At 72.1% G+C, this 7,114-nt stretch carries 4 protein-coding genes; all 4 read right to left on the reverse strand.

Annotation, left to right across the window (positions count from 1 at the left end):
• On the reverse strand, nt 1-1,308 hold a 1,308-nt coding region (locus ACLEQD_RS33255), incomplete at its 3' end, for a tetratricopeptide repeat protein (RefSeq protein WP_410389566.1).
• On the reverse strand, nt 1,305-4,751 hold the full coding sequence (locus tag ACLEQD_RS33260) for a tetratricopeptide repeat protein (protein ID WP_410389568.1): 3,447 nt from the start codon (nt 4,749-4,751) through the stop codon (nt 1,305-1,307). The genes ACLEQD_RS33260 and ACLEQD_RS33255, both read right to left, overlap by 4 nt.
• Entirely contained in the window at nt 4,751-5,158 is a 408-nt protein-coding gene (locus tag ACLEQD_RS33265) for a hypothetical protein (RefSeq protein WP_410389570.1), read from the reverse strand. The genes ACLEQD_RS33260 and ACLEQD_RS33265 overlap by 1 nt, the downstream gene beginning before the upstream one ends.
• 28 nt (nt 5,159-5,186) lie before the next feature.
• A partial coding sequence (locus tag ACLEQD_RS33270) for a tetratricopeptide repeat protein (protein ID WP_410389572.1) occupies nt 5,187-7,114 on the reverse strand: 1,928 nt, incomplete at its 5' end.

The raw sequence follows: 7,114 nt of genomic DNA on the forward strand, positions 1-7,114 counted from the left end.
GGGGCGTCGTGGGCGCGGCGGCGGCCCGGCGGCCTTCTTCAGGCCCTCCTTGCGCTCGCGCTCGCGGCGGCGGGTCTCCCGGTCGATGCCCTTCTGCGCGTCCTTGAGGTACTGCGCGGTGCGCTCGTCGGTGCCGCCCCTGGCCTGGTACTGGCCCAGGAAGGCCGCGGCCTTCTGGAGGCGCTCCAGCGGGTCCATGCCGGCGGGCTCCAGGTCCAGGTGGAGCAGGCCCAGGTTGAAGTACGGGTCCTTCGCGTCGGGCTGGAGCTGGAGCACGCGCTCGTACTCCGCCAGGGCGCGGGGGAAGTCGCCCTCGCCCCGGTACGCGTTGCCCAGGTTGAGGTGGGCGGCGGCGAAGTCCGGCGCGGCCTTCACCGCGGCCTCCAGCTCCACGCGGGCACTGGCGTAGTCCTCGCCCTCGTTGAGCAGGGTGCCCAGGTTGTTGCGCGCCTCGGCGAAGTCCGGCCGCAGCGCGATGGCCTGGCGGAAGCGCTCCAGCGCCTGGGGACGCTCCTTGAGGCCCAGGTGCACCAGGCCCAGGGCGTTGAGGGTGGCCGCGTCCTGCGCGTCGATGGCGAGCGCGTTGCCCAGCACCATGGACGCCAGCTCGAACTTGCCCTCGCGGGCGTACACCTGCGCGAGCACCTGCATGGCGGGCACGTGCTGCTCGCTGACCTGGAGCGCGCGGCGGGCCTCCGCGACGGCGGCCGCGTGCTGCTTCTGCAACAGGAGATTGAGCGCCAGCGCCGTGCGCCGGGCCACCGAGTCCTGCTTCGTCAGCGCCTCGCGCAGCTCCGCCTCCAGTGACGCCGCGCGGCCCGTGCGCGCCGACAGCCGCACCAGGCAGTCCCACGCGGCCTCCAGGTCCGGCTCCAGCGCCAGCGCCTGCCGGTAGGAGCGCTCCGCGTCCGGGAAGCGGCCCTGGCGCTCCTGCACGATGCCCAGGTTCGTCCACGCGGGGCCCAGCTTCGGGGACTTCTCCAGCAGGGCCTTGAGCGCGGTCTCCGCGATGGTCAGCTCGCCGCGCCGGGCGACCTCCACCGCGCTGGTGAAGTCCCGCTCCTGACCGGAGAGCGACTTGGCGACCGGCGCCGGCTGCACCGCGGCCTTCGCGTCGCCAGCCTTCGCGTCGCCGGCCTTCGCTTCACCGGACTTGCTTTCGCTGGCCTTCGGCGCCGTGCTCACGGCCGTGGCGGGCCCTGACTCCGGGCCGGTGAGCTTCGCGTCCTTGCGCGTCTCGGGCGCGGTGGCGCAGGCGGACAGCCAGAGCACCAGCCCGGTGAGCGCGAACTTGCGGCCCGCGTTCATGGCGTGCCCCCTTCCGTCAGCCGGGGCGCCTTGTCGGGGTCCACGCGCGCGGGCGCGGCGGGCGCGGCGAGGCTGCCCAGCAGGCCGTCCGGATACACGGTCTCCGACGCGAGCACGCCGCGGGCCGCCTTCAGGACGGGATATTCCTTGGGACGGAAGCGGTTGAGCGCCTCCAGCGTGCGGCGGGTCCACTCGTTGGAGACGCGGCTGTTGCGCGCCTCCTTGAGCGTGGCGGCGTAGCTCTCCACCGCGCGGTCCTCCAGCGCCACCGTGCGCTGCGTGAGCATGTCCTGGTACGTCAGCACCGCGTCGTCGCCCAGGCGCTTCACCTCCGGGGGCACCGGCGCGTCCAGCAGCGTGGCGGCGAAGCGCTCCAGGGCGTAGCCGCGCCGGTAGAACGACGCCAGCGACCACTCGCGCTGCTTGTACGGCAGCACCCGGGCGTACGCGGCATCCACCGCCTTCACGGCCTCCGTCTTCTTGGTGAAGCTCTTCTCCAGCGCCTTGCCGGAGCCGCTGAGCTTCAGCGCGTCGAAGCGCTGGAACTCCAGCTCGGCCAGCTGGAAGCGGCTGTAGGCGGCGGCCTCGGCGGCGCGCGGCTGCGTGTCGGGCTTCAGCTTGCGGCGGTCGAAGTCGTCCGCGGCGGCGGCCCAGGCGCGCCGGGCCTCCTTCGCGTTGCCGCGCTTCTTCCACGCGTCGCCCAGGCGGCGCTTCGCGTCCACCACCAGCTCCACCTGATCCGCCTTGCTCGCGAACTTGCGGACGAACGCCTCCAGCGCCTGGATCTCGCCCCGCGTGTCGCCCTGCTTCTCCAGGATGCGGGCCGCGCGGTACTGGTTCTCCGGCGCGTTCTTCCCGTGGGGATACAGCTCCACGCAGCGCTGGAAGGCAGCCGCGGCCTCCGCGTAGCGCTGCTGGCCTTCGAGCAGCGACGCCGCGTTGTAGAGCGCCGCCTCACGCTCCTCGGCCTTCGGGTAGTCCTTCACCAGCTTCTGGTAGCTGGTGACGGCCTTGTCGAAGTCGTAGGACTTCTGCGCGTTGAGGGCCACGCGGAACAGCGCGGTGTGGGCCCACGGCGACTTCGGATAGTCGCGGTACACGCGCTCGTAGAGCTTCATCGCGGAGTCGAACCGGCGCAGCTCCTCGTACGCCACCGCGGCGTTGTTGAGCGCCTTGTCGGCGAACTCGTGGCGGGGGGCCTCCTCCACCAGCTGGAGGTACTTCCTCGCCGCCTCGTCGTAGCGCTTCTGCGACGCCAGCTGATCCGCCAGGTTGAAGCGGCCCGCGAGCTTGAACTTCATCAGCTCGCGGTACTGCTCACTGGACGGGTCCACCACCTGCGCGTTGCTGGCGAGCCGCGCGCTGACCTCCTCCACGCTCTTCCAGTCCTGGTCCACGAGGAAGGACTCGATGATGAGGTTGGTGGCGTAGCCGGCCACCGGGTTGCGCGGGTACGCCTGCACCACCCGCTCGAAGCGGGGGCGGGCCTGGGCGAAGTCGTCGTGCGTGTAGAACAGCTCCGCGGCCTGGTACGCGATGCCCGGCGCGGCCTCCTCCTTGGGCAGGAGCGCGACGTAGGCGTCGGACGCCTTCACGAGCGCGGCCTCCGTCTGGGCCAGGGCCACGGGCGCGTGCGCGCCGTCCTTGGGGCGCTCGCTGGCGCGCAGCGGCTTGCGCTCGGGCACGCGGCCGGCCTTCACGTCCTCGTCCAGCTGCGCCTTCCAGGCGAGCACCGCGTTGTGCGCGGACACGTCCCGGTAGGTGTTGTCCTGGTTGGAGTCGCGGACGGCCTCGTACTCCTTCGCCGCCGCGCCGTACGCATCCGAGTTGAAGAGGGACTCGGCGTGGAAGAAGCGCATCGCGTACGCGGTCTTGCTGCGCGGGAAGCGCTCCAGGTAGGTGCCGTACGCGCGCGCTGCGGCGGCGTAGGTGGACTTCGCCTCCGCGTCCTTGCCCTCCTTCTGGAAGGCCTGCGCCTGCTGGTGCTGGTACGCGGCGGCGGAGTAGAGGCTCTGCTCGGCGAGCGTCTGCGCGTGCGACAGCGCGTTCGGGTCGTCCTTGTTCTTCTCGTACCAGGCGCCGCCGGGCAGGTAGCTGTTGGCCAGCTTCTCCGACTCCTGCGCGTACAGGTCCATGCGCCGGTCGCGCTCGTAGGCCTGGACGATGCGTTGCTGGAGGCGCGGCGCGTCCGCGGTGAGGGGCTCGGTGGAGAGCACCTGCTGGTACGCGGCGATGGCCTCCTCGTTGCGGAGCTGGTCGAAGTAGACGTTGCCCAGCCGCCGGTACACCTCCGCCTCGTAGGGCCGGCCGCCGCGCTTCGCGAAGAGGTCGCGGGCCTTGGCCACGCCGCCCCACGCCTCGTCCGCCAGCGACAGCGCGATGTACTGGAGCGCCTCCGAGCGCAGGTCGCCTTCGTCCGCCTTGCTGCCGGACTGCTGGTGGGACTGGTAGTGGTCCAGGAGCAGCAGGAAGCTGTCCACGGACTCCTCGAACCAGTCCATCCGGTAGTACGTCCAGGCCAGCTTGTAGCGGGCCTTGTCGTAGAACCGGTGCTCGGTGTCGCGCGTGGCGACGGTGTACGCGTCGGCGGCCTTGCGCAGCGCCTCCGGGTCGGTCTCGTCCTCGAACCAGTACTCGCCGATGCGCGTCCACGCGTCGGTGGCGAAGCGGCTCTTGGGGTAGCGCGTGGTGAGCTGCTGGTAGGTGGCGAGGCTCTCCTCGTCCTTGTGCTGCTCGTTGAGGCAGTACGCCAGCAGGTACATCGAGCCGTCGTTGAGCCTGTAGTCCGGGAAGCGCGCGAGGAGCGTGCGGTACAGCCCGATGGACGGCGTGAAGTCCACCTCCGGCTCCGGCGGCAGGTCCGCCATCGCCTCGTCGGACATCGTGCGCACGCGCTCCGCGTAGTCGCGGCGGGCCAGCTGGTGCTCGTCCGCGGAGCGCTCGTAGTACAGCTCCGCCAGCCGGAACATCACGTCCGGCGTGGCGCGAGGCTCAGCCGGGTAGCGGCGCAGGAAGTCCTCGAAGCGGGCGATGGCGTCCAGCCGCTGCGTGCGCTCCTGCGACTCCAGCGCGGTGAGCGTCTTCTCGTAGGCGTTGGAGAGCGCCGCGCGCTTCTGCTGGTAGCGCCGCTCCACCAGCTGCTTCACCTCGCGGTGGAAGTCGCGAGACTCCGCCTCGTACGCCTCCAGCGCGCGGCTCACGTCGCGCAGCAGCTTCTCCTGTTCAGGCGTGTGGCCCAGGCCGTCCAGGTAGCGCGAGGTGGGCGCGGGCACGGCCGGGGGCGCGGGTTGGGCCTTCGCGGGGGCCGCGGGCGTGGAGGTCGGCGTGGAGGTCGGCGTGGAGGTCTTCTTGGCGGCCTGGCTGGGGGCCCTGGCCTTCGCGGCGTGCGAGGCCAGCGGCGCGAGCGCCAGGAGGAGGGCGAGGGCAGGGCGGCGCAGGGCCATCAGTCCCCCCCTTCCGACGACAGGACGTCCTTGAACTCCGTGTCGAGCGCGCGCAGCGCGTCCGCCTTCTCCTTGGCGACCTTCTGGATGTTCGCCGCGTTGTCCTGCGTGCGGCTGAAGGCCACGTCCACCGTGCCGGTGTCGGCCTTGAGCACCAGGTCGTAGAACTGCTGCCGCACGCGGCGGAAGCTGTCGTAGGCGATGCGGCCCACCAGGTTGCGGGCGTCGCCGGACGCGGCGGCCACCTCCTGCTCGTAGCCTTGGAGCAGCGCCTGCTCCACGCGCACCTTGTCGCGGATGGACTTCACGCGGTGCTCCAGCCGCGAGCGCAGCGCCACCCGGGCCACCGCCACGCGGCCGCGCAGCGAGTCGATGCGCGAGCGCACCGCGTGCATGCGCAGGAGCACGCGGGTGTCCTCGCCGGACAGCCGGCCTTCACCGGCGCGCAGGAGCCGTGCTCCTGCTGGAGCGCGGCGGAGTAGCGGGCGCGGATGGCGGCCTCGCCGTCCAGCGACGTGTCCGTGGACTGGCGCTCCGTCGCGAGCCGGGCGCGGGTGTGGTCCAGCTCCGCCTGCAGGTCGCGCAGCGCGGCGATCTCCGCCTGGAGCTGCACCAGGAACTCGCGCTCCTCGGCGGGGTCCGCCTGCCGCTCGTCGCGCGTGTCCTCCACCCACTTGCGGATGGCGGCGGCGTTGGCGTGCAGGCTCTGCAGCTCGTAGCCCACGCGGAAGGCCTCGCGGTCCACCGCGTCCACCTTCGCCTGCATGCGCTGGCGGCGCGCCTCCAGCTCCTTGTTGGTGGTGGGCAGCGCCGCGAAGCGCAGCCGCTGGGCCTCGCGGGCGCCTGGGCGACGAGCAGCTTCTCGCGCTCGGCGGGCGTCAGCTTCTCCTCCACCAGCGCGGCCTCCGCCTGCACCAGGGACTGCTCCACGGCGGTGAGCGCGGTGTCCACGGCCTCCGCGCGGACGTAGCCCTCCTGCAGCTCCGGGAACGCCTCCAGCCCGCGCGCGTCCAGCGCCTCCAGGATGCGCTCCGCGATGGCCTTCGCCTCGCCCGCGCCCTGACGGCCGCTGTCCAGGTCGCCCACCATCCGCACCGCGTCCGCGACCTCCTTCTGCGTGGACGCGTACTTCAGCGCCAGCGGGGGCAGCAGCGTGCTCACGTCCAGGGAGCGCTCGTTGCGCGCCAGCAGGTTGTCGAAGTACGCGACGGGGTCGTGGTTCACGCGCAGCAGCGCGTCCACCTTGTCGCGCGCGGGCATGAACATGCGCACCACGCCCTCATACGTCTCCAGCGCCTCGTCGTACTGGCGCAGCTTCTGGAGCAGGTGCCCCTGGAGGATGCGCGCCTCGGGCGCGAGCTGCGAATCCGGCGCGACGAGCAGCAGGATGTCCGTGGCGTTCTTCGCCTGCGTGAAGTCCTGCTTGCGCACGTACGTCCACGCGACCTCCAGCAGCGACTCCGGGAAGCGCTCGCTCTCGCGCGGAATCTGGCCGTAGTGGTCCAGCGCCTCGTCGTAGCGGCCCGTCTCGTACATCAGGCGGCCCAGGGACAGGTACGCGAGCTCGCGGAAGCGCTGGGCCTCCGCTTCCGAGAGGCCCGTGGACACCACCGCGTCCGGCCCGCTGCCCACGATGCGCTGGAACTGCGCGATGGCCGCGGGGTAGTCCCCGCCCTGCACGCTCAGCACGCCCAGGTGGTAGACGGCCTGCACGCGGAAGGCGCCGGGGCCTTGCGCCAGCGGGGCGAACAGCGCGCGCGAGCGCTGCTGGTGCTCCTCCGGCGACAGGTCCAGGCGCTTGAAGGTGCCGCGCGCGTGCACGTAGGCGATGTCCGGCGCCAGCACGCCGCCCGACAGCTGCCGCGCCTTGTCCACGTACGCGTCGATGCCCTCGAACTGCTGGAGCCGGCCCGCCACCGCGAGGTAGCGGCTCACGGCCTCCTTGTAGCGCTGCGGCGTCAGGGGCAGCGACAGCACGTCGCGCAGGTACACCCGCGCGCCGATGTCGTTCTTCTGCTGGTAGAGCGCGTCCGCCAGGTAGAAGACCGCCTCCGGGTAGCGCGGGTTCGCCTTGAAGTCCGGGTCGCTCACCAGGTCGTAGAAGAGGACGGACGCGGCGGCCCAGTCCCCCAGCAGCGAGTACACCTCGCCCTCGGAGAAGCGCTTGAGCTGCGAGTCGGTGCTGCTGGGCTCGGGGCGCTCCGTGAACTGCGTCTCCACGAAGCGCAGGGACTGCTCCGCCGCGCGCAGCTGCGCCTCCACCGCTTCCACGGAGGCGGCGCGCGTGCTGAGCGACGCGGGCATGGGGGGCAGCGCGGCCCCCGGCTTGTGCGCCTGGGGCGCCGGAGCGGGCGCGGCCCGAA

This window comes from Corallococcus sp. 4LFB, from assembly GCF_046520365.1.
Taxonomy (GTDB): Bacteria; Myxococcota; Myxococcia; order Myxococcales; family Myxococcaceae; genus Corallococcus; species Corallococcus caeni.